General features: G+C 67.0%; 19 protein-coding genes. 13 read left to right on the top strand and 6 right to left on the bottom strand.

All coding sequences use genetic code 11. From position 1 onward, the window contains the following. The first annotated feature begins 61 nt into the window (after positions 1 to 61). Positions 62 to 847, top strand: a complete 786-nt coding sequence (locus AC5Y7D_RS13115; protein WP_499924438.1) for an SDR family NAD(P)-dependent oxidoreductase — start codon at positions 62 to 64, stop codon at positions 845 to 847. A 12-nt stretch (positions 848 to 859) separates the two neighbouring features. Here AC5Y7D_RS13115 and AC5Y7D_RS13110 read toward each other — a convergent pair whose 3' ends face one another. After that, on the bottom strand, positions 860 to 2440 hold the full coding sequence (locus tag AC5Y7D_RS13110) for an LCP family protein (RefSeq protein ID WP_499924436.1): 1581 nt from the start codon (positions 2438 to 2440) through the stop codon (positions 860 to 862). 268 nt (positions 2441 to 2708) lie between these two features. On the opposite strand from AC5Y7D_RS13110, the gene AC5Y7D_RS13105 reads away from it, so the two are divergent. Continuing rightward, positions 2709 to 3368, top strand: a complete 660-nt coding sequence (locus tag AC5Y7D_RS13105) for an LppP/LprE family lipoprotein (RefSeq protein ID WP_499924435.1) — start codon at positions 2709 to 2711, stop codon at positions 3366 to 3368. Positions 3369 to 3411: 43 nt separating this feature from the next. Beyond that, entirely contained in the window at positions 3412 to 4143 is a 732-nt protein-coding gene (locus tag AC5Y7D_RS13100; RefSeq protein WP_499924432.1) for a DUF2510 domain-containing protein, read from the top strand. Positions 4144 to 4162: 19 nt separating this feature from the next. On the opposite strand, the gene AC5Y7D_RS13095 is transcribed toward AC5Y7D_RS13100, so the two are convergent. Both AC5Y7D_RS13095 and AC5Y7D_RS13090 read right to left on the bottom strand, forming a co-directional pair. Then, positions 4163 to 4552, bottom strand: a complete 390-nt coding sequence (locus AC5Y7D_RS13095; protein ID WP_499924431.1) for an integrase — start codon at positions 4550 to 4552, stop codon at positions 4163 to 4165. After that, complete coding sequence (locus tag AC5Y7D_RS13090) at positions 4553 to 4792, bottom strand: hypothetical protein (RefSeq protein ID WP_499924464.1); 240 nt, start codon at positions 4790 to 4792, stop codon at positions 4553 to 4555. It lies immediately after the preceding gene. A 92-nt stretch (positions 4793 to 4884) separates the two neighbouring features. Between AC5Y7D_RS13090 and AC5Y7D_RS13085 the strand changes: the two genes are divergently transcribed. Next, the gene (locus AC5Y7D_RS13085; RefSeq protein WP_499924430.1) at positions 4885 to 6084 is read left to right on the top strand and encodes a TDT family transporter; all 1200 of its coding nucleotides are present in this window, start codon (positions 4885 to 4887) and stop codon (positions 6082 to 6084) included. Here the strand turns inward: AC5Y7D_RS13085 and AC5Y7D_RS13080 are convergent. Next, positions 6044 to 7444, bottom strand: a complete 1401-nt coding sequence (locus AC5Y7D_RS13080) for an amidohydrolase family protein (protein ID WP_499924428.1) — start codon at positions 7442 to 7444, stop codon at positions 6044 to 6046. The genes AC5Y7D_RS13085 and AC5Y7D_RS13080 overlap by 41 nt on opposite strands. Positions 7445 to 7534: 90 nt before the next feature. Between AC5Y7D_RS13080 and AC5Y7D_RS13075 the strand changes: the two genes are divergently transcribed. After that, the gene (locus AC5Y7D_RS13075; protein ID WP_499924425.1) at positions 7535 to 8227 is read left to right on the top strand and encodes a GAP family protein; all 693 of its coding nucleotides are present in this window, start codon (positions 7535 to 7537) and stop codon (positions 8225 to 8227) included. Beyond that, positions 8224 to 8652 carry a hypothetical protein gene (locus AC5Y7D_RS13070; RefSeq protein ID WP_499924422.1) on the top strand — a complete coding sequence of 143 codons (429 nt, stop codon included), beginning with the start codon at positions 8224 to 8226 and terminating at the stop codon, positions 8650 to 8652. Before AC5Y7D_RS13075 ends, AC5Y7D_RS13070 begins: the two co-directional genes overlap by 4 nt. Before the next feature lie 10 nt (positions 8653 to 8662). Here the strand turns inward: AC5Y7D_RS13070 and AC5Y7D_RS13065 are convergent, their stop codons facing one another. After that, positions 8663 to 11812 carry a patatin-like protein gene (locus AC5Y7D_RS13065; protein WP_499924420.1) on the bottom strand — a complete coding sequence of 1050 codons (3150 nt, stop codon included), beginning with the start codon at positions 11810 to 11812 and terminating at the stop codon, positions 8663 to 8665. A 195-nt stretch (positions 11813 to 12007) separates the two neighbouring features. On the opposite strand from AC5Y7D_RS13065, the gene AC5Y7D_RS13060 reads away from it, so the two are divergent. Next, positions 12008 to 14221 (top strand): serine/threonine-protein kinase, encoded by a 2214-nt coding sequence (locus AC5Y7D_RS13060; protein WP_499924419.1) that lies wholly within the window; start codon positions 12008 to 12010, stop codon positions 14219 to 14221. A gap of 49 nt (positions 14222 to 14270) precedes the next feature. On the opposite strand, the gene AC5Y7D_RS13055 is transcribed toward AC5Y7D_RS13060, so the two are convergent. Continuing rightward, complete coding sequence (locus AC5Y7D_RS13055; RefSeq protein ID WP_499924418.1) at positions 14271 to 14663, bottom strand: hypothetical protein; 393 nt, start codon at positions 14661 to 14663, stop codon at positions 14271 to 14273. 93 nt (positions 14664 to 14756) lie between these two features. Between AC5Y7D_RS13055 and AC5Y7D_RS13050 the strand changes: the two genes are divergently transcribed. The 6 genes from AC5Y7D_RS13050 to AC5Y7D_RS13025 all read left to right on the top strand — a co-directional run bounded on the left by AC5Y7D_RS13050 (position 14757) and on the right by AC5Y7D_RS13025 (position 20788). Beyond that, a complete protein-coding gene (locus AC5Y7D_RS13050; RefSeq protein ID WP_499924416.1) occupies positions 14757 to 15314 on the top strand; it encodes a hypothetical protein in 558 nt (185 codons plus the stop codon). A gap of 193 nt (positions 15315 to 15507) precedes the next feature. Then, positions 15508 to 15663, top strand: a complete 156-nt coding sequence (locus AC5Y7D_RS13045) for a hypothetical protein (RefSeq protein ID WP_499924415.1) — start codon at positions 15508 to 15510, stop codon at positions 15661 to 15663. 59 nt (positions 15664 to 15722) lie between these two features. Continuing rightward, positions 15723 to 16595 carry an alpha/beta fold hydrolase gene (locus AC5Y7D_RS13040; RefSeq protein WP_499924413.1) on the top strand — a complete coding sequence of 291 codons (873 nt, stop codon included), beginning with the start codon at positions 15723 to 15725 and terminating at the stop codon, positions 16593 to 16595. 108 nt (positions 16596 to 16703) lie between these two features. After that, complete coding sequence (locus tag AC5Y7D_RS13035; protein WP_499924412.1) at positions 16704 to 18173, top strand: WS/DGAT/MGAT family O-acyltransferase; 1470 nt, start codon at positions 16704 to 16706, stop codon at positions 18171 to 18173. Positions 18174 to 18175: 2 nt separating this feature from the next. Beyond that, on the top strand, positions 18176 to 18949 hold the full coding sequence (locus tag AC5Y7D_RS13030; RefSeq protein WP_499924409.1) for an enoyl-CoA hydratase: 774 nt from the start codon (positions 18176 to 18178) through the stop codon (positions 18947 to 18949). 108 nt (positions 18950 to 19057) lie between these two features. Beyond that, complete coding sequence (locus AC5Y7D_RS13025; RefSeq protein ID WP_499924408.1) at positions 19058 to 20788, top strand: PE domain-containing protein; 1731 nt, start codon at positions 19058 to 19060, stop codon at positions 20786 to 20788. Positions 20789 to 20800: the final 12 nt, after the last annotated feature.

Raw genomic sequence — 20800 nt, 5'->3', positions numbered from 1 at the left:
CAACTGACGCGAACCCGTTACGCTCGCGCCGTAGCCGCGCGACGTAGCAGGGGAGCGAGTGATGAACCGACTGGACGGTCAGCGGATCCTGGTGACGGGCGCCGGCTCGGGCATCGGCCGGGCCACCGCACTGCGCCTGCTCGACGAGGGTGCAGCCGTGGTGGGTGCCGACGTCGCGGTCGATGGTCTGGCCGCCACGCGCGACCGGGCGGCGGCGGCCGCCGAGCGGTTCACCACGAGCGTCATCGACGTGGCCGATGAGGGGTCCGTCACCGCCGGGGTGCGCAGTGCGATCGACACCCTCGGCGGGCTTGATTCACTGGTCAACGCCGCCGGCATGCTGCGCGCCGCGCACACCCATCAGACCAGCCTCGAGTTGTGGGACAGCATCCTCGCCGTCAACCTGACCGGCACCTTCCTGGTGGTCCGCGAAGCGTTGCCCACCCTGCTGACCAATGCGCGCAGCACGATCGTCAACTTCAGCTCCACCTCGGCGAGCTTCGCCCACCCGTACATGGCCGCCTATGCCGCCAGCAAGGGCGGCGTCCAAGCCTTCACGCACTCGCTGGCTCTGGAATACGCCGCCGCCGGACTGCGCGCTGTGTGTGTGGCGCCCGGCAGCATCAAGTCCGGCATCACCGATGCCACCGGCGGCTACATTCCCAGAGACGCCGACTGGTCGCTGTTCACCCGGTTGATGCCGATCCTGCCCACCACGGAGAAGTCCAGCGGCGCCGGAATGGCCGACCCGTCCGTTATCGCCGGCGTCATCGCCATGCTGGTGTCCGAGGACGGCAAGTTCATCACCGGGACCGAGATCCGGATCGACGGCGGCACGCACGCCTGAGGCCGGACCCGCCTAGTTCACGCAGGGCACCCCGCCGCCGTCGATCGGCTTTCCCTGATCGGGCGTCGGATAAGTGGTGTAGGTGCCGTTGTAGTAGTAGCCGTCGCTGCTGGGCTTGGTGGTGGACGTCGTGGTCGTGCTGGTCGTGCCGCTCGTCGCGTCCGAAGTGTCGTCGGGGGCCGGCAGGGAGAAGGTGGTGTCCACGGTCAGCCGGATGTGCCCGGGTGCGATCGACGGGTCGGGTTGCTTCGGGGCATCTACGCCGAGCTCGGTGGCCATGTTCTGGGCGTCCGTCTCCGCACCCATGCCGTACTGGATGGTGGTGGTCGACGGGTCACCGGACTCCCGGTCGCGAACCTGTCCGGCGGTGTAGCCGCGCTTCTTGAGCGCATTGGACACCTGCGTCGCCATGCCGCCGATGCTGCCGGCGTTGACGACGTCGACGATGGTCGACGGGCTCGGTTTGGCGCTCGTGGTGGTGGGTGCGGCGGACGGGGAGGCCGTCCCGAGCGCCGCCGCGATTTCGGCCCTGATCGCTGCCTGGTCAATGATGTTGACGTCCTGGCCGTCGATGTTGTCGTAACGCACCACCGGCAGCGTTCGGAACTCCACGTCGCCGCCGGCCAGGTCGCCCATCCGGCGGAACAACGCCTCGTCCCAACCGGCGGACAGCACGACGTCCTTGCGTGCGACGGCCATCAGGCTGTTGAGCCGGTCGAGGTTGGTGAACGTGCCGGAGTCCTGCAGTTCATGCATGACCGATGACAGGAACGCCTGCTGGCGATGGGTCCGGTCCAGGTCGCCGTTTTCCAGGCCGTGGCGCTGCCGGACGAAGGCGAGCGCCTGCGAGGCGTCCAGTCGCTGGCGGCCGGCCGGGAAGTCGGCTCCGGAATACGAGTCGTAGACGGGGTGGTTCAAACACACCTCGACGCCGCCCAGGGTCTGGGCCAGGTCGTAGAAACCGGCCAGGTTGACCTCGGCGAAGTAGTCGATGGGTACGCCGGTGAGGCTGCGTACCGCGCGCAATGTGGCGGCCCGCCCGGCTTCGCGTCCCCGCGTCTCGAGTTCGTGTTGGGAGCTCACGCCCTGGTTGGCGAGCTGGTTGGCGACGTACTGCTTGGTGAGCCCGTACGCCTCCTTGATCTTGATGTGGTTGTAGCCGGGAACCCCGTTGAAGGGCACCCAGTCATCTCGGGGGATGGAGAAGGCCATCACCTTCCCGTCGGCGCCGACGTGCACGACGATCAGGGTGTTGGTGTTGTATCCGCCCTGATCGGAATCGCCGGCGTGCAGATGCTTGAGGATCGACCAGGGCAGGTCGTTGCCTTCCTGGTCTTTGCGGGAGTCCAGGCCGATCAGCAGGATGTTCATGGTGTTGCCGGTGGACCGGGGGTCTTCTGCGGTCAATGCCTGAGAAATGGTGATGCCACCGAGCGCGCCGTGCGCCACGTAATAGCCCGCGCCGGTCATTCCCAGCGCCACCGCCGAGACCAGCGTCATAAAGCTGCGCGACAGCCGCTTACGGAGCCGCGACGACCGCCGGACGGCACGCCGATCCTTTTTTAGGCGGTGTGCACCGCCGGAACGCGCCACTAGCAGACCCGACCGAACACCGGCTCACCGGCCGGCGACGTGCCGGCGGTTTGCGGTGAAGTCGTTCGACGCATGCCGTCTAGTATGCGGTAGCTTGCTGCGAACCCCCCAACAAAAAGTTGCTGATGTGGGCAGATTCACCTGGACACGCAGCCGGTAACGGGGTCGATAAAATGTCGCTACCAGCAGCTTCAGGCTACAATCCGCCAAGCTCGGCGGGCAGGGAGAGCCGGCAGGTGACAATCTGATCGGAAGGTCTGTATCAGGCATGGTTGCTGAGGAGGTCGACCCGGACTGGCCGCCGCCGGCGTACGACCCGTCCGAAGACCCGAAGAAGGCGCCGGGGCGCAGCATCTGGGTGGTGGCGGCGCTGGTTGTTCTGGTGTGCCTGGGCGCCGTGGCGGTGTTCGTGTTCGGCGGCGACGACCAGGACCCGCGGGCAGCCAGATCCGAGCCCTCCCCGACGAACTCCCCGCCGGCGCCTACCACCATCGAGACCGCCGACTCACCGTCGACCCCCTGCGGGCCGGACCAGGCGACGGCGCTGTCCGAGGCGCTCGGCCGGGTGCCACCGGACCGCAGGACCGGCAAGCCGTGGGACCGCAACCCGGCGTCCAGCAACTACAACGCCTGCGCGGACCTGTCCGCGATCGTGGTGACGGTGCAGGACGGGACCAGCAGTTCACCGGACCTTGCCTTGATGTTCCACCGCGGCGCGTTCGTCGGAACCGCCACACCAACGGCCTACCCGTTCACCGAGTTGGAGGCGCCGGCCTCCACCAACGACACCGTGGTCCTCACCTATCGGACCCGGCAGAGTTGTTCGACGTGCACCGACGGCACTTTGACCATCGTCGGGTTCCAGTGGAAGGGCGACAAGGTGCAGATGCTTGATTCGCCGCCGGAAGCTTTGGACGCACCGCCGTAAGGCGCGTTCGTCCCCGCCCCGAGTTCCGCCGATCGAATGGAGCATGACCGTGCCGAGTGCACCACCGGCAGGCTGGTACGCCGATCCCGACGGATCCGGCGGCCAGCGCTACTGGGACGGCGGGCACTGGACGGAGCGCCGTCGTCCAACGCCACCGGTGCAGACCACCGGGTTACGCCAACGCTGGGGTGCTCTGCCGGTGCCGCTGCGGGCGGCCCTGGCGGTCGTACTGGTCGTGGCGTTGGCCGGCGTCGGCTGGACCCTGTGGTCGGATCCGGCGCAAGACGACTGGGCCGGTGTGCCGAACCGGCTGAGCTGCCAGCTCGAAGACGGCCCCAGGCCGCCCGAGAGCATCAGCGTGTCCGGTGTCGAGGTGAAGCATCCCCGTAGCAATGTGCTGCAGCTGATCGTGCGCTTCGCCAAGCCGCTGCCGCCGTCGCCCGCAGCAATGCAGTCGACCAAGTTCGTCGGTTACGTGCTCAACTACAGCGTCGCCAACAACGGCAAGAAGTTCGCCGAGCTGGGGCCCGAACCCGACACCGACGATCTGGCCATCACCAGCACCCTCGCCGCCGAGGGCACGGACTCGCGGATGCGGCCGGACCGGGATACGAACGCCCGCAGAATCGCACCGGACACCATCCAGATACTGCTCGACCTCACCCGGCTGGACGTAGACAACGCACCGGTGCGGCCCGCCATCACCCTCAATGCACAGTTCGACACTCCATCGACGACGACGGTGCGCTTCGCGGCTCAGGTGTGCCGGGGCTGAGATTCGCCGGCCCGCCACGTCAGCAGTACTGGTAGTCGATGTGCCAGCGGCCGTTGACGTAGTCGGCGACAAAGTGGCCGCCCAGACGCGGATCGGAGTCGTTGATGTTTCCCGAACCGCCGGTGTTGGGCGTGAACCCGGGCGGATCCCAGGTCACCGATTGCGGGTTGGCCGGTAGATCGGGTGTGCAACCCGCCTGCTTGGACACGTAGCCGTCGATGATCCGGCGTTCAGCGGTGGTTTGATCGCCGCCGTCAGGCGCGGGATCTGTGGGACACAGGTAGCTGGCTCCGCAGACGCTCTCGTGCGCGGTGACCAGTGAGATGTCGGTCACCGGTACCGACGCGATGGCACCGCCGATCAACATCGCCGACACGACGAGTGCCGCTAAGCGAGCGTGCCCTGCCATTCAGCGGACCCTCACGATCTCCTCGCCGGACGTGTAATACAACGGGATATTCGAACCCATCATATTTTCGAAAAGAAGGACGCCCAATGGTTCGACTTCGTAGTAATAGTGTACGTCTCCGTTGGCGTCCACCGTGGTGGCGCAGGAGCGGCCCGGTGCACCGCATCGTTGTTTGATCGGCATCGCCAGCGCCGCCAGCACCAGCAGCACGGAGACTCCGATCACCACCGGCTGTGTCATCGAAATGCGAACCTTCGACACGCCCGGCAGTCTAGGTGATCCGGGCCCGGTCGCCCGGCGGCCGGGCGGCGCACGCAGTAGGTTGCTCAGCTATGGCTACACCTGGCCCGGACGCCGTGCCTGCTGCCCCCACCGCGCCGCACACCCGCATCGAGGTTCTTGGCAACATCGGGCCCAATTGGTTCGCCTCGGTCATGGGCACCGGGATTGTGGCCATCGCCGGCGCCACCCTGCCGGTCCATGTGGCCGGGTTGCGGGGGTTCACGCACGGTGTGTGGGTACTCGCCGCGGCCCTGTTGGCAGTGCTGATCGTCCTGGTCGGTGGCCACTGGCTGCGCAACCCGACGGTGGCGCGCACCCACGCCCGCAACCCTCAGATGGCGCATTTCTACGGTGCCGCGCCGATGGCGCTGATGACCGTCGGTGCCGGAGCGGTATTGGTGAGTGGGGACTTGATCGGCGAGCGCATCGCCGTCGATCTGGACTGGGTGCTGTGGACGGCGGGTACGGCCGGCGGGTTGTTCACCGCCGTCAGCATCCCGTTCCTGATGTTCACCCAACTGCACGTCGAGCCCGACGCCGCATTCGGCGGATGGCTGATGCCGGTGGTGCCGCCGATGGTTTCGGCCGCGACGGGCGCGCTGCTGCTGCCGCACCTGCCGCCGGGCACCGGCCGCGAGACCATGCTGTACGGCTGTTATGCGATGTTCGGGCTGTCCCTGATCGCGTCGCTGAACATCATCGCGATGATCTGGAGCCGACTGGTGTTGTACGGCACTTCCGGCTCGGCGCGGGTGCCGACGCTGTGGATCGTGCTCGGTCCGCTGGGTCAATCCATCACTGCCGCAGGGCTTCTCGCGACTGCAGCGTCGACCGGTGCGGTGGACCGCGAGCTCGCGGCCGCCATGAACGATTTCGCCGTCATCTTCGGGGTGCCGGTGTGGGGTTTCGGGGTGCTGTGGATCGCCCTGGCCAGCTCGCTCACGGTACGTACGCTGCGACGCGGTATGCCTTTCGCCCTGACCTGGTGGAGCCTCACATTTCCGGTCGGCACCTTCGTCACGGGCACCTCCCAGCTGGCCGTGCATACCCACCTGCCGGCGTTCAAGGTCGCGGCCGCAGTCGCCTATCTGGGCCTGTTGCTGACCTGGATCCTGGTCACTTTCCGCACCGCGCGCGGTAGTCTGCGAGGCAATCTGCTCACCGTGGCGCCGAGTTCGGACCCGGTCAAAGCGGGCAAGGACAAGCCGGTCAGTCCAATCGGCGGCCCGCAACGTAAGTCTGCGCGATAGTGGTCTCGCGAATGCCCATCAGCAACGCGAACAGTGTCTGGTCGCGTGCCATCGCGGGATCGTCGGAACGCACGCCGTAGGTCAGCAACCCCTGCAGTGCCGGGGTGCGTCGCGGGTCGACGACCACGAAGTCAGCTTCTTTTCCGGCGTCGAAGTTGCCGAAACGGTCCTCCATGTCCAAGGCGCGGGCGCCGCCGAGAGTGCCGAGGAACAGCATCTCGGCCGGATGCATCGAGACACCGTCGTCGCCGGGCTCGGAGATGTGCACCTTGAAAGCCGCCCCCAGCACCTGGGGGATGAGCCACTCGTCACCGCCGCCGTAGTCGGTTCCCGCCGCGATGTTCACACCCGAGGCCACCGTCCGCAGCCAGGGCATGGTTCCCGAACCGAGGAACTGCTGCGAGACGGGACAGTGTGCGATGGACGTGCCGGTCTCGGCCATGCGCGCCAGCTCGACGTCTTGACAGTGCACCGCATGGGCCATGATGCTGCGGCGCCCGAGCATGCTTGCCCCGCCAACGGTCGAGCCGGGCAGGAATTTCCCGTCGTAGGTGTCCAGGTACGAGTCGACCTGATAGGCCTCCTTCGTTTCGGCCACCTCGCCGGTACCGGGGCGATCGTTCTCGTTGAGATGGCTGTGGAAGTACACCCCTCGATCGCGAACCGACTCATACAGGGCCCCAAGGTTTTTCAGGGTCTGTGTACTCACCGCGAGAGAGAATCGCGGCACGACGGCAACATGCAGGCGCGCGGTCCGCACATCGCCGGTGTCCGCGGCGTGCCACTTGTCGATTTCTTCGCGGGTCAGCCGGATGGCCTCTTCTTCCGACGTGATCAACGCCGCGGCCGACGGCGGGCCGCCGGTCTGAATGCCGCGCCCACTGACCACCCGCAGGCCCCGACGCAGCGTCTCGTCGAACAAGGCGTCCTGGGCGTGCGGAAACGCCGATCCGAACACCATTGCCGCGGTGGTGCCCACCGCGATTCGCCGGTCACAGAAGGACTTCGCTGCTTGCTTTGCGAAATCTGTTGACGCATAACGTGATTCGGACGGATAGACGCACTGCGTCAGCCACTCCAGCAACTGCCCGCCACCGTGCGAGGCCCCGGCGTACGTCTGCGGGAAGTGCACATGGGTGTCCACGAAACCGGGCAGCAGAAAACCGGGGCGGTGATCGGACACCGGCGCGGACCGGTACTGCGGCGGGATGTCAGCACGTTCACCGCAGAACGCGATGCGGCCGTCGTCGCCAATCGCCAACGCGCCATCCGGAATCGACACCAGCGCGGCTGCGGCGTCGGTCACCAGCGGTTGCCCGGCGAGATGGAAGACGTGCCCCAGATGGACCTGAGCTGTCACGCCAATCCCCTCCCACAACGGTGTCCTGGCGGGATCATTACACGCGCAGCCGCGCCTGCACCCCGTTTGGCGGGTGCACACACGTGTTCAATGCGAAGATTGCTGCCCGTGACAGGAAATTGGGGCGCACTGCTTGCCACGCTCATTCCGCTGGCTTTGGTCATCGCGGTTTCCCCGTTGACGATCATCCCGGCGGTGCTGGTGCTGCATGCGCCGCGGCCGAGGCCGACGAGCCTGGCGTTTCTCGGTGGCTGGATGCTCGGGCTGGCGGCGCTGACCGGCATCTTCGTTGCCGGGTCCGGCCTGTTCGCAGGTCTGCAGACGTCGCCGCCGAAGTGGGCGTCCTGGCTGCGCGTGGTGCTGGGCTCGGTACTCATCCTGTTCGGCATCTACCGGTGGGTGACGCGGCACCGACACTCGCAGGCGCCGCGGTGGATGCGGGCGTTCGACACCATCACCCCGGTGCGGGCCGGCATCACGGCGCTGGTGCTGACGGTGGTGCGCCTCGAGGTGTCGATCCTGTGCCTGGCGGGCGGACTGGCCATCGGCACCAGCGGGCTCGGTGTGGCCGGCAAGTGGGTGTTCGCGGCGGTGTTCGTCGTTCTGTCCGGGTCCACCGTTGCCCTGCCCATCCTCGGCTACGTGAGTGCGGGCGACCGTCTCGACGCACCGCTGGAGCGGCTCAAGCAGTGGATGGAGAAGAACCATGCGGCAATGCTGGCCGCGGTCTTGGTGCTGATCGGCCTGATGGTGCTCCACAACGGAATCAGCGCTCTGACATGACCCATCCGGGCATGCGGCGCCCCGCTGCCGTCTGCGCTGCCGCGGTGCTCGCAATTGTGGTGGGTGGGTTGCTCGTCGTCGCCCACGGGTGGACCTTGCTCGCACTCTTCGCCTATTCCCGCGGCGGGGTCGCACCCGCGGATACCGGTTCGTTCACGGTGATGTACGCCGTTACGGCATGCCGGCTCGCGGTCGGTGCCCTCTACATCTGGGGTGCCGTGGCCGCGTTGAGCGGGCGCAGCAGAGTCGTGCTGCTGTCCGCGGCCGTGCTGCATCTGGCCCTTACCGGCCTGGCCATCCCTGCCGGCGCGCACGGACACGCATTCGCGGCAACGGCCCTGATACTGTTGGATCTGCTAGGTGCAGTGCCGATCCTGGTGCTGGGGATGTTGCCGTCGAACAAGGAATTCTTCGCCGCCCGCTGACGTGGGCCCGTCATTTGCGGCCGGGTTTGGCGGCGCACACGAGGGTGGCACACAGCGCGATCGCTCCTACGACAATCAGTGGGTGCCACCACTGTGCGCCCAGCCAGTACGCGTTCGCACCTACCCAGCCCGGATGCGCCGCATCGCCGAAAAGCCACCGCCGCGCCACCGGGGTGGCCAGTGACAGTACGGCCCCGACAACCGTCATCGACAACAGCGCGAACAGGAGCCGGCCGGAGAACTGCCACGTAGCCAGCACCACGAGGTACCCCCCGGTGCCCGCCGCGAGGAGCCCCACGGCCCCGACCGTGCCCGCCGAGGCGATCGCGGCCGCCGTGCCGAGCACGAGCAGCGCCGCGCCGACGAGCAGTGTCCACCTGGCCACACCCCGAGTCAACGACACCACCCGAAATCCGCCGAGCGCCACCGTCCGCAATGTGGCCAGCGGTGGCTTGACGACGCTGGGCAGTTGCCGAATGGAGCCCGCCGCACCGGACGCCGTTGCGGCTGCCTTGGAGATGGTGTGCGCCATCAGTGGCGAGCCCCGGTCGCTGGCGAAGGTCTCGGTGGCCACCGGATCTTCGTTGAGCAGGGCATGTTTGGCCGGGCCCGGGTTCGCGGCCAGTACCTTCTTGGCCCAGCTCCGCGACGTCGCCGGACTCCAGTCGGGTTCTTCGCCCAGTTCGGTATGGATCACGGTGGCGGCCAGTTCGTCCAATTCCTCGTCGAGGACTCGCTGCTGCCATATCTGCGCCAACCACAGCGATGTCAGTGGCAGGCTCGGTGGCACCTGCATCGACGTGTCGTCGACGAAGGCGAGTTCGGCGAGCAGCATGTCCTCGGTCAACCGCTCCTCAGCGATACCGGTCGGCAGCCGATAGCCGGACTGTGGAATGGCCGGAGCGCCAAGGGCTTTGAGGCGATCGAGGAACCATCGCGCGCCGGACTCGCCGGCGGGGTCGGTCGGCGCCGCTTCTCCTCGGAACGCTGGGCGTTCCGCATCGTCGCCGGCGCGGCACCGGCTGACCATCCAGCGCACCCGGCGCGGATCCAGCAGCGCGTGCACGAGCCAGCCGGCACCGTCGAGCCGGCCCCACATCCAGTCGTTGGCCCGCCACGAGCGCTTGTAGAAAGCCCCGAAGTGGTGGAACTGCATACCCGTGAGCTTCTGTTGGGCGGTCTGCCAGTCCGGCGCGAGCAAGCTACGCGTATCGGCGCTCACCTGCACCAGTTCAACGGATTGTTCGATATCCGCCTCCGCCGGAAGCATCGCCCGCTGCGTCGCAGCCAAATCGAACAACTTCAAGGCCACGCCCTCGGCATCAGGCTCCTGCCCGAGATACGCGAGATAGGTTCGCAGCTGCGCTCCCCCTGCCGAACCATTGGCCACCAGCCGATTCAAAGTGCCGAAGCTGTCCAACAGCACCCCGCCCAACTTCCTCCATACTTCGGGGGGCACCGCGGATTGCTGCAGGTAGTCCGCGGCAATAAGGGTGGCCGCATTCTTCAGAGATCCCTGCCGAACCGCCGGGTTGGTGCACACCGCGCGCACCGACGCACCGAGGTCAACCGGCTCCGGCGGCGGCCAGGCCGCATGCACACCCCTGGTGAGTTCGGCCAGAGCCGTGATGTCCGCGTTTGACTGGGCCAGCGGATATGCGGCCCGGACGATGGCGAGCGCGCAAGTCTTGGCCAGGTCGTAAGCGGGTTGGCCGTACCGGGCCAGGTCGGTGTGCCCTTCCGGCAGCGACCGATCGGGCGGCAGCGCCCAGCGGCTCGTGATCGATTCGGTGATCTCGCACCGGCACACCCGCTCGGAATCGCCGCCGATAGCGAGCTCAGACTCCCAGTTCTCCGGAATGCTGTCGGCGGAGGCATTCTTGCGCCGCTCACTCGACGCCGGGGGCCACGTGCCGAGTTGGCGCAACAACGCATCGGTGAGCGCATGGGCGTGCCGGGTGGCCTCCCGGGTCGCATAGTCGGCGAGCAGCGCGGCGGTGAGCAGCCTCGAACCGCGCGGCATCGCGGTTGCGACTTCGGCCAGGCGAAGCTTGGTGTCGGTGCGCGCCTGCATTCGGTCCTGGTGAACCCGGATCGCCCGCAGACTGGCCGCGATCGACTGGGTGGTGATCGCTCCCAAGTCCTTGAGGAGCCCATCGAGCAAACCCGGAGGTTTGTCTGAGTCCGCGGACACGGTCTCGGTCATCAAGTCGGGTGCCGGGCCCGCGGACGGCACCACGAACAGCAGCACCCGTCGCACCGGGCGGCGGGCCGGTCGATCGAAGATGCGCTTGAGCAGCACCTCGATCGGCCGGTTGTCCAGTAGGCCACCGTCGGCGGACCAGTGTGGCCGGGTGATGTTGGTGAACGGTGCCATCGCCGGTCGGGCCGGCACCCTCCCCTCGGCGGGCGTGCCGCTGGAGAAGGGCAGAAACGACGGCTCGAAAGCGATAGGGAACGACGCCGAGCTGCGCGCGGCCAGTGCCAGGGCGCGAGCCGTGCCGGCAGCTGTCAGCTCGTTCTCGGTGAAGGTGAACAGTCCCCGCCGGTCGACGTCCTGAATGAGCGTGCCGAAGGAGTCGGTGAACCGGCTGGTCTCGCCGTCCAGCAGCGTGGTCGTGACGTAAAGGGTGGTGGACGGGATCCGCGCGCCGCCGGGGAACGCGACAGGCGGAAACGGTCCGGTTTGCAGCCTGGGAATCTCGTTCACCAGCGCGGCGAACATCCGCTCGTCTCCGTACATCAACGACGGGGTGTATTTGTCGCGGGGGTCGCGCAGCAGGTCGATCATGGCACCGAGGTCGAGCCAGAGGTCACGCACCCCGCCCAAATCCGCGCCCGACACCCGCGACGACGCCAACAGTGCCGCGTTGATGCCGCCCGCGCTCGTTCCGGACAGGATATCGACGTCGACAATCACATCGAGTAGATCGATGAGGCTCGCATAGAGCCGCAGAGACGCGGCTGACTCCTTGGTGAGCCGGCTGTCGGCTGGGTACGTTCCGCCCTGTCGGCGCCACTGTGACGCCTGCGCGAGCAGGTTGATCTCGCGGGCGACGCCGGCCATCCAGAGCGCCAGGCTCACCCCACCGGTCATCGTGGTGGCGAGCCGCAGTTCCTGCGTCAACTCCGTCACCGGGGTCGGTTTGTCGAATGCCATGTGCGCACCCCCTCGACCTACATCGGGAGTTTCCGGCCTTCCGTTTCAGTCTGCGCTCAGGGAACGGCGCCGCGCTCGCTATCCCGGCCGTCGCGGTTTCGTGATTAGCTAGGCAATACGGCCGTGCTACCCCGCTGACGCGGCTTTAATGGGTTCTGCTGAATATCCACCGCGACTTTCGCTGAGGGGGGCGGAGTGCAAGGGACGACATTCGGCCGCTACCAGTTCATCGAGTTGCTGGGTCGCGGCGGTATGGGTGAGGTGTGGCGCGCCTACGACACCGAGACCCAACGTGTCGTTGCGGTGAAAGTCCTGCCCGCCAACCTTGCCAACGACCCGACGTTCGAACAGCGGTTTCGCCGCGAAGCGCTGGCGGCCGCCGGACTCAACGATCCGCACGTGGTGCCGATCCACCATTTCGGCGAAATCGAAGGCCGGCTGTACGTCGACATGCGCCTCGTCGTCGGCCGCGACTTGCAGGCGATCATCGCCGAGGGTCCCCTCGACCCGGAACGTGCGGTCAACATCATCGAGCAGATCGCCTCGGCGCTGCGCGCCGCGCACCGGATCGGGTTGGTCCACCGCGACGTCAAGCCGTCCAACATTCTGGTCACCGAGGACGACTTCGCCTATCTGATCGACTTCGGCATCGCCCGGGCGGCGGGCGATTCCCACATGACCGGGACCGGCAACGTCATCGGTACCTGGGCCTACATGGCTCCGGAACGGGTGACCACCGGCCAGACCGACCCGCGCGGCGACACCTACGCACTGGGTTGCGTCCTGCACGAGTGTCTGACGGGCAGTCAACCGTTCCCCGGCAACAGCCTCGAACAGCAGATCGGCGGACACCTCAGCCTGCCGCCGCCGCGGCCGTCCACCCTTCGGCGCGGCATACCTGAAGAACTCGACAACGTCGTGGCCACCGCAATGGCCAAGAGCCCGGACCAGCGCTATTCGACGGTAACCGACATGGCCGCGGCCGCTCGGGAAGCCGTCACCGGAACCCGGCCGATCCCGCTGCGCCGCCCGGAGCCGGTCCAGCAGCGGACCCAACTCGCGCCCCCGCCCAAGCAGCCGCCGCCTCCGCCGCCGCGGCCGCAGCCACCGCGGCGCGGTGGCCCTGGCTACCCGGACTCAGGACAGCGGCGCCCGCACTCCGACCCCTCACGCCGCCCCGGTCCGGACCCGAATCAGTACCGTCCGCCATCAGACCCGAAACTGTATCGGCCGCCGCCGCAGGAGCCCGGCCCGCAGCGGCCTGCCACCGATCCCACCCTGCGCCGGCCCACTTCCGACCCGAACCCGCTCCGCTCCGGCAACGAGGATCCCACCCAGTACCGGTTGGCCGGCGACCCGCAGCCGTCGGCGGCCCGATCGTCGTCGCCGTCTTCGTCCGGGGAAACCCCGCCCGCCAAGACGGGCAAGAAACGCCGCGCCCCGCTGATTCTGGCGGGCGCAGGCGCGTTGTTGGTGGTGATTGCAGTAGTCGCCGGCATCGTGTTGGCCGGCGGGGGTGGCAAGAGTGGCGAAGGCCAGGCGGCCGAGCCCTCTGGGACCGCCGAACCCGCCGGCGCGGCCAACGATGGTGCCTTCACCGGTACGTACACGGCGGACTTCGGCCCGAAGCTTTCCCTTTCAGGCAAAGAGGTGCCCAATTCCGAACCCCCGGCGCAGGAAACCTGGGTGCTGCACTCGGCCTGCAACGGTAACAACGGCACCGGATGCGTCGCGACCGCGCAGCGCACCGACGGGCCCTACAACCACACACCGAAATTGGTTTTCGACGACGTCCGCGGACGATGGATAGCGGTGGCGCTCGAGGGCGGCAACTGCAACGACAAGCCGATCGAGAAATGGAACTACGTCTGGTTGCAGCCGCACGCGGACGGCACCATGGTCGGCGAGTGGATTACCGATTCCCTGGACTGCTACAGCAAGCGGTCGGTGACGTTCACCCGCGTCGGCGACGCTGATCTGTCCATCTTGCCCAACCCCGCTGAGCAGTCAGCCCGCGAGATCTCGCCGGCCCAGGCGCTGCACGGCTTCTACCACCTGGTCACCACCTACACCGGCCCGAACGCGCCGAAGCCGCAGGAAGCCGACTACAACGTGGACACCATCTGCCTGCGCACCGGGGATCGTTGCCTGAGCCGGTTCGTCCGCAACGGCACCAGTGGCACGCAACTGCTGCTGTTCGCCAACAATGTGTGGACGCGGGACGACGAATACGACGCGTCTTGTCCAACCGGCGGGACGTCGCACGTCAGGATCAAGGGCACCTTTCCGCTCCCGCAACCGGAGCAGGACCCGATCATGGTGCTCACCGGCAGCGGCACCAAGGACGAGACGGGCAGCGCCTGCAAAGGCGGGCCCTACGACATGAAGTTCAACCGCACCGGGGGCTGAAACCCACCGACGGTGCGCTGCGCGGCTCCGGCGCCCGCCTTGCAGGGTCTCAGGACACGAGGCCGGCCTGGACCAGGCTGTCGATTCCGTCGGCGCAGCCCCGCATGAAGTCGGGACCATCGAATTCCGTCGACTCATCGACGGATTGCGCCTCGTTGGCGCAGACGGCCGGGATTCGGCTGGAGATGTCGACGTCTTCCAGGGCAAATCCCTCGGCTCGCATTCGACTGGCGAGGATGTCGAGGTCGTTGAACGTCTTGGTATAGCCAAGCTGATACGACCGGCTGTTCTCGCCGGTGCCGCCGTCGCGCGCGCTTTCAACGGGTTCGGCAGTCGCGCTGCCGGCCGCCATGACGGCAGCTGCCACCGGGGCGATCGCGAGAATCACCAGTCGCTTGGCGGTAGATCCCTGGGGGCGGCCGTGGCCGGAACGGTTGTGCATGGTGTCTCCCGGTGGTTCGGTTGCGATTCCGGTAGTGCGTCTCTTGTGCCATGAGAGGCACTGAACAACAGAATACAACACAGAGTTCCAAAAATGAAACATATAGACAAAAATCGATTCAACAAGTCGTCCATCGGTTCAAACATCGCTGCGTTGAGTCCTTTGACTGACTTCTGGGCTGCCGCTAACGTTTATGAGATGCCAAGGACAAACAAGGCCGGGAGGGATCTGGCCCGCGTCCTGGAGTGGCTGCTCAATCGGGATGTCCCGGACGGCGAAATCGGGTCCGCCCTCAACCTCGCCAAAGCCACCTACTCGCGGCGCAAGGAAGCTGACGATTTCCCGAACTACGCGGAGTTGATCGCGATAGGCGAGGCCTTCAACCTCTCTGCCCGGGTGCTGCAAATCGCGTTCGGCTGGCGCGGGGAGGACGAGTTGGTTCTGCTTGACACCGACGAGATGCGCCAGTACATGGATCAGGCCGGCGCGGCGCTGTTCGCCAACGAGAGAGTCCGGCGCTACATCGAGTCGCGCACGGACGGCGGCGACTACCCCATGGCCGACAAGGTCCTGAAGATGGCGTCGGGCGTACCGCATATCAAGTCCGAGGCCGGTCAACATGGCGAAGCTGAGGGGAAAAAGACCAGATAGGACGCTGGCGGGACGGCGTTGCGGGGACCTCGTCGACCGCCCGAGCGCCCGGCGGGGTGGTCGTCGGTTGTTTGGAAAGGCGAGCGCGGCGGGTAGGCACCCGGTTGGTCGGGCCGGACGGAATGCGGCCCGCCGTGCAGCGGTGCTGAACTGCGCCGCGATACGAGCCCACCATCAAGGACGGAGACCGGGTATGCGCGCTGAAGAAGGCGACGAAACAGTCAAGGATTATGCGGCCGAGGGCAAGCAGACGCTGAACAGAATCAACGACTCCCGCCGGTCGGCGGGCAACCCGTTGACCCGCATCGGCCGGCGCCTGTTGAAGCTGGTGCCGGGTTCGCGCGCCTGACCGGGCAGCCACACCCGCTAGCGGTGCCGTCAAACGGGCGGGTCCTAGTATCGCCTCTGATGGCAACCGAACCCGAGTCGTTCGCCACCCAGGGGTTGGGCGGTGTGCGCATCGTCTCCGATCGCCAGGGGAATCCGGCGGCGCGGGCGGTGGTTTTCTTGCATGGCGGCGGGCAAACCCGGCGTTCCTGGAGCCGCGCGGCGGCCGCCGTCGCCCGGCGCGGGTATCAAGCCGTCACCGTGGATCTGCGGGGCCATGGCGAATCCGATTGGTCCGCCGACGGTGACTATCGCGTGGTCAGCTTCGCCGGCGACGTCATCGAAGTGCTGCGTGGATTGCCGCCCCGGCCGGTATTGGTCGGCGCCTCCCTCGGCGGGTTCACCTCGATGCTGCTGGCCGGTGAGATCGCGCCGGACCTGCCCGGCGCCGTCGTGCTCGTCGACATCGTGCCCAACATGGAACAGTCCGGGGCGAACCGGATCCATGCCTTCATGTCGGAGCGGGTGGAGTCCGGCTTCGGGTCGCTCGAAGAAGTCGCCGACGCCATCGCCGATTACAACCCGCACCGGCCACGGCCCACCGACCTCGAAGGGCTGACCACCAATCTGCGTCGCCGAGGTGACCGCTGGTACTGGCACTGGGATCCGCAGTTCATCAGCGGCACCGCGGCATTCCCGCCGTTCGAGGTCACCGACGCCGACCGCATGCACACCGCCGTCGCGGCGATCCTGCAAAACGGCTTGCCCATGTTGCTGGTTCGTGGCCAGATGAGCGACCTGGTGAGCCGCGAACGCGCCGAAGAGTTCCTGACGCGCTTCCCGGAGGTCGAGTTCACCGATGTCCGCGGCGCCGGGCACATGGTCGCCGGCGACCGCAACGATATCTTCGCCGGAGCCGTCCTGGATTTCCTGGCCAGGCACGTTCGCGACTGACCGGCGAGCTGTCCTACCGCTGCTGGCAGAAGACGGAGATCACACGGTCGACGGTGCCGACTTTGGGCTACGGTCACATCGGTGAAATCGCCAGAGAAGGAGTAGCCCGTGACCAAGACGGCCCGGCGGCTGGGTCCGCAAGACCTGTTGTTCCTCTACGGCGAGACGTCCAGCACCAGGATGCACGTCGGTGGGTTGATGCCGTTCGCCCCGCCGCCCGATGCACCGCGCGACTTCCTGCGTCAGCTCGTCGACGAGAGCAAGGCCAACGACGTCGTCGAGCCGTGGAATCTGAAGCTGAGCCATCCGGACATGCTGCTGAGTCCGATTCAGTCCTGGGTGTATGACGACAAGTTCGACCTGGACTACCACGTCCGGCGGTCGGCGCTGGCCAGCCCCGGCGACGAGCGCGAACTCGGAATCCTGGTGTCGCGCTTGCACAGTAATGCCTTGGACCTGCGCCGCCCACCGTGGGAGATGCACTTCATCGAGGGCCTCGAGGGTGGACGGTTCGCGATCTACGTGAAGATGCACCACGCGCTGATCGACGGTTACACCGGGCAGAAGATGTTGGCCCGCAGCCTGTCGACAGATCCACACGACACGACGCATCCGCTCTTCTTCAACATCCGCACCCCCGGCCGGGTCTCGGCGGAGAAGGCGGATTCCGGCGGCGGTATCGCGGGCGGTCTGCTGAACACTCTTGGTGGCGTGGTCGGCAACCTCGGTGGGATGGTCAGCGGGGTGGGCAGCGTGCTGGGTTCGGTTGCGGGTGCGGGACGGTCCACACTCGATCTCACCAAGGCGCTGGTCAACACTCAGTTGCGCAGCGACAACGAGTACCGCAACCTGATCGGCTCGGTGCAGGCTCCGCACTGCATCCTCAACACCCGGATCAGCCGCAACCGTCGGTTCGCCACTCAGCAGTACGAGCTGGATCGTCTGAAAAAGATTGGGGCAGAAAATGATTCGACGGTCAATGATGTCGCGCTGGCGATCTGCGGCGGCAGTCTGCGCCGATTCCTGGACGAACTGGGGGAGTTGCCCGAGAAGTCTCTGATCGCAATGTTGCCGGTCAACGTGCGGCCGAAGGACGACGAGGGCGGCGGCAACGCCGTCGCCGCCATCCTGGGTTCGATGGGCACCGACATCGCCGACCCGCTGGAGCGGTTGGCGGCGGTCACCGCGACGACCCGAATGGCGAAGGCCGAACTGGCGAAGATGAACCGGGATGCGATCCTGGCTTACACCGGAGCCTTGATGGCGCCGTTCATCATGCAGGTGGCCACTGCGCTCGCCGGGGTGAACACGCCATTGCCGCACGCCTTCAATCTGACCATCAGCAATGTGCCCGGGCCGCAGGACGTGCTCTACCTGCGGGGCAGTCGAATGGAGGCGTCCTACCCGGTCTCCCTCGTCGCACACAGCCAGGCGCTGAACATCACCCTGCAGAGTTACGCCGGCACGCTCAACTTCGGGTTCATCGGCTGCCGCGACACCCTGCCGCACCTGCAGCGACTGGCGGTCTACACCGGTGAGGCACTCGACGAGTTGGAGGACGCCAGTTCGGGGGTGTGACGATGACGGAAAACCGTTTCGTGCGCGCCGGGCACCAGGCCGGCGTGGCCACCATCGAGCTGATCAACGCCGAGCCCCTGAATATCATTGGCAGCCCGGCGATTTCGGAGCTGACCGCCGAGTTGCGCAGCGCCGGGCAACGCAGTGAGGCGCGCGTCGTCGTGTTGCGCGGGTCGGGTGAGAAGGCGTTCATCGGCGGGGCCGACATCAACGAGATGGTCAACCTCGACCAAGCCGGCGCGGAGGTGTTCATCCGCCGGCTTGCGGACCTGTGCGAGGCGATCCGAGCATGCCCGGTTCCGGTCATCGCCCGGCTCGCCGGGTGGTGCCTCGGCGGTGGCCTGGAAGTCGCGATGTCCTGCGATCTGCGGATCGCCGAGTCCGGTGCCAGGTTTGGGATGCCGGAGGTGGCGGTCGGAATTCCGTCGGTGATCCATGCGGCGCTGATGCCGGCGCTGATCGGGGCCGGGCACTCGTCCTGGATGTTGCTCACCGGCGAGACGATCGACGCCGGCACGGCTGCTGCGTGGGGTCTGGTCCACGAGGTCGTCGAGCCGGATGCGTTGGACGACCGCATCGCTGCGCTCACCGCGCGGCTGCGCGGATTCGGACCGGCCGCGCTTCGGCAACAGAAGCGACTGCTCAACAAGTGGTTCGACATCTCGGTCCGCGCGGCGGTCGAAGACAGCGTGGCAGAGTTCGGGACCGCGTTTCTCACCGGCGAACCGCAGCGGCATATGCAGGCATTTCTCCACCGGAAGACCCCAAACACTTAGTCGCAACCGCACGCTCACCGTTTGTTCACCCAATTCTCCGATATGCCCTTTTTTTCCGTCGTGGGGCGCGATGATGACGAGAAGCGCGAGACCAACGGGGGTGACGCGATGTCATTTGTGACGACGGCGCCGGGCTTGTTGTCGACGGCGGCGACGGACCTGGCGCACCTCGGCGCGGCGCTGGGGGCGGCAAATCTGGGGGCGGTCATTCCGACGACCGAGCTGGCCGCGGCGGCCGCCGACGAGGTCTCGGCGTCCGTCGCGGCGCTGTTCGGCACGCACGGTCAGCAGTATCAGGCGGCGGCCGTACAAGCGGCTGCGTACTACCAGCATTTCATCGGCGCGGTGAGTGCCAGTGCCGCCGCATACGGGAGCGCCGAGGCGGCGGCCGCCCAAGCGCTGACCGGTCTGGGTTCAACCGTGGATTCGGCTCTCGCCAACGGATTTCAGACTCTTGTCTACGCTCCGATTCACGCGGCCGGCGAAGCCTGGATTGCCGGCCCGCTGGGTCAGACGCTGAACCCGATCATCAACGCGCCCACCACTTTACTGTTCGGACGGGGACTGATCGGCCACGGTGCCACCGGGACCGCGGCCAACCCGACCGGCGGCAACGGGGGCATCCTGTTCGGTGACGGCGGGACAGGCTATTCCCCGACGGCGGGCGTTACGCCGGGCGGCGCCGGTGGGAACGCCGGCCTGATCGGAACCGGCGGAGCAGGCGGTGCCGGCTTCGGCGGCGCGACCGGCGGCACCGGCGGCGTCGGCGGCTGGCTGATGGGTAACGGTGGCCCGGGTGGCGCCGGCGGTGCGGGGGGCACCGGTGGCCAGGCATTGTTCCTGGGCAACGGCGGCGCCGCAGGAACCGGCGGGGTGGGTGGCCGGGGCGGGCTGTTCCTCGGCGTAGCCGGTGCGGGCGCGGCCCCCACCGGCGGCGCCGGCACGCCGATCCAGATCGACTTCGTGCGGCACGCTCAGTCGATCGCCAACGCCCAGGGCTGGATCGACACGGCGGTGCCCGGCGTTGCACTCACCGCGCTGGGTCAGCAACAAGCGGTGGCGATCGCCAATGTCCTTGCGCCCCCGAACCAGTACGCCGGAATCTTCGCCTCGGAGTTGCTGCGAACGCAGCAGACGGCCATGGCGCTGACTCCCAACCCGCAGATACTGCCCGGCCTCAACGAGATCAACGCCGGGCTGCTGGAGGGTCTACCCCAAATACCCTTCGGCATACCGTATCTCGTCGCACCGTTGGCGTGGGTGCTCGGATTCCCGCTCTTCCCGATGCTGGCCCCGGGTTCCACCGACTTCAACGGAATCGTGTTCAACCGCGCCTTCACCGGGTCGGTCCAGACGATGTACGAGACGGCGATGGCCAACCCGGTCGTTTCTCCGGCGACCGGCCACATCACCGACGTCGCCTACTCCAGCGCATTCACGATCGAGGTCGGGACGCTGATGAACGTCAACAATCCCAATCCCCTACTGCTGCTTACTCATCAGTTGAACAACACCAGTGTCGTGGTGGTGCAGGGCGATCCCAGCGGCGGCTGGAACCTGGTCAGCTGGGACGGTGTCCCGGTTGGGCCGGCGAACTTGCCGACCAAGCTTTTCGTCGACTTCCGCAACCTGATCGTGCCGCCCCAGGTTGCGATCTGGAATGCCTTCGAGGGCCTGCTGTCCGGCGATCCGACCACGTTCGCGATCGCGGTCCGGGACGGCCTCGAAGGGGTCGGCACGGCGGCGTTCAACTTCCCCTTCGAGGTGGCCGAAGACCTGGTGGACTCCCTGTCGAACCCGAGCTTGAGTGACCTGACCGGGCTGCCTGTCGCGGTTTGACGCCCCGGCGTG

Source organism: Mycobacterium sp. NGS49 (genome assembly GCF_059812565.1).
This window is presented reverse-complemented; position numbering and strand designations above follow the sequence as displayed.